The sequence below is a fragment of the Actinomycetospora soli genome (genome assembly GCF_021026295.1).
Classification (GTDB): Bacteria; Actinomycetota; Actinomycetes; order Mycobacteriales; family Pseudonocardiaceae; genus Actinomycetospora; species Actinomycetospora soli.
The window spans coordinates 1-1,714 of record NZ_JAJNDA010000063.1; the positions used below are offsets into that span (position 1 = coordinate 1).

The 1,714-nt window shown below is 68.4% G+C and carries 3 protein-coding genes and 1 pseudogene; 2 read left to right on the top strand and 2 right to left on the bottom strand.

Annotated features, from left to right (window positions below; genetic code table 11):
- Both LN037_RS32030 and LN037_RS32035 read right to left on the bottom strand, forming a co-directional pair.
- Window positions 1-470: IS3 family transposase (locus LN037_RS32030; protein WP_230761167.1), on the bottom strand; the 470-nt coding region annotated here is incomplete at its 3' end.
- A complete protein-coding gene (locus LN037_RS32035; RefSeq protein WP_230761169.1) occupies window positions 467-763 on the bottom strand; it encodes a transposase in 297 nt (98 codons plus the stop codon). The genes LN037_RS32035 and LN037_RS32030, both read right to left, overlap by 4 nt.
- Before the next feature lie 54 nt (window positions 764-817).
- Here LN037_RS32035 and LN037_RS32040 point away from each other — a divergent pair.
- Together LN037_RS32040 and LN037_RS32045 are read left to right on the top strand one after the other, a co-directional pair.
- Window positions 818-1,230 (top strand): annotated as a pseudogene (locus LN037_RS32040) (GlcG/HbpS family heme-binding protein).
- Window positions 1,231-1,364: 134 nt separating this feature from the next.
- Complete coding sequence (locus tag LN037_RS32045; RefSeq protein ID WP_230761171.1) at window positions 1,365-1,604, top strand: putative quinol monooxygenase; 240 nt, start codon at window positions 1,365-1,367, stop codon at window positions 1,602-1,604.
- Window positions 1,605-1,714 lie beyond the last annotated feature (110 nt).

Here is a 1,714-nt window from a genome sequence, read left to right on the forward strand (position 1 = left end):
ATCACGGTGGCCAGGAAGCAGAACCCGTCGACGGTGTCGATGTAGGTGATGTCGCCGGCCCAGACGGTGTCGAGGGCCTCGACGTCGAACTGCTGGCCGAGCAGGTCCGGCGCGTCGATCGGGCGCCGGCCACCCGCGACGGTGGTGCGCCGCCAGCGCCACGGGGTGCGTCCCTGCAGGCCCGCCGCGCGCATCAGCCGCCACACCCGCTTGCGGCCGACCCGCCAGCCCTGCGCGGTCAGCTCCGCCCACACCCGCCGGACCCCGGGCCGGCCGGGCAGCTGGTCGTACTGCTCGCAGATCTTCGCGGTCAACTCGGCGTCGTCGAGGTCGCGGCGCGAGGGCAGTCGGCGGCGCCAGTCGTGATACCCCGAGCGCGACACCTCGAGCGATGCGCACATGAAGCTCACCGGGAACGCGTCGGCGGGGTCGTCGGAGTCGGCCCAGTTCGCGATCGCCGCGTACTTCACGGCTGGTCTTTCGCGAACCAGGTCGCTACTTTTTTTGCGAAGTCACGCTCCATCCGCAGCGTCGCGTTCTCCGCGCGCAGCCGTTCGAGTTCCTCACGCTCATCGACCGCCAACGGCTTGTCAGTATCAGCTGCCGTGCGGGCCTGCTTGGCCTTTTTCACCCACTTGCCCAACGTCATCTCGTGCACATCGATCGACCGGGCCACCTCCGCGATCGAGCGGCCCGAATCCAGAACGACGACCTGCCCGCGTTCGGCGCGAAGATCGTCGAGGAGTTCGCCGAGGGCCGCCACCGGGTTCAGGCCTGACCCCGGCCACACTCGCGCCGCTAGGAACGGAGACCGACGATGAGGCAGATCGAGACGGTGTCCCTCGAGGACGCCCGCAGGGTGATCGCCGCGGGCGAGCACAAGGCCCGGGAGATCGGGTCGCCGAGCAACGTGGCGGTGGTCGATGCGGGCGGGAACCTGGTGGCCCACATTCGGATGGACGACGCCTGGATGGGCAGCATCGACATTTCGATCAACAAGGCCTTCACCGCGCGAGCGTTCGACACCTGACGGCCGACCTCGCGAAGAACTCCCAGCCCGGTGAGCAGTTCTACGGCATCAGCGACTCCAACCAGGGCCGGGTCATGATCTTCGCCGGCGGCGTGCCGCTGCGCGGAAGCAACGGCAACGTCGTCGGTGGGGTGGGAGTGTCCGGGGGTACCGGCGACCAGGACCAGGCCGTCGCCGAAGCTGCCGGTGCCGCGTTCTGACGTCGAAACCACCGACCTTCCAACGGGTCGGCCTCAGGACGACGCTACCTCGCGAAGTCCGCCTGGCGGACGGGTTCACCGCCGTCGCCGCGACCGCACCTGACGAACAACGTCCTCGAGGAGAGAGATCGATCATGGCTGAGCCAGTGACCGTAGGGTTCCTGGTGCGTATCGAGGCGCTGCCGGGTCGAGAGACGGACGTCGAGGACTTCCTGCAGCACGGGCTGACCCTCGTGCAGGACGAACCCACCACGGTCCGGTGGGTCGCCTTCCGGTTCGGGCCCTCGTCGTTCGGTATCTACGACGCGTTCCCCGACGACGCGGGGCGCCAGAGGCACCTCAACGGTCCGGTCGGGCTGAGCTTGACCCCGTAGACCGGACACCTGGGGTGTGGGGTCAGTGATCTTGGTCGGGGTCGGTGTGGCGGGCTTCGAAGTCGACCGGTGAGAGCATTCCGATGCTGGAATGGCGTCTGATCGGGTTG

Coding starts and splice junctions, on each gene's coding strand:
- LN037_RS32045 (WP_230761171.1), top strand. CDS start 1,365: ATGGCTGAGCCAGTGACCGTAGGGTTCCTGGTGCGTATCGAGGCGCTG.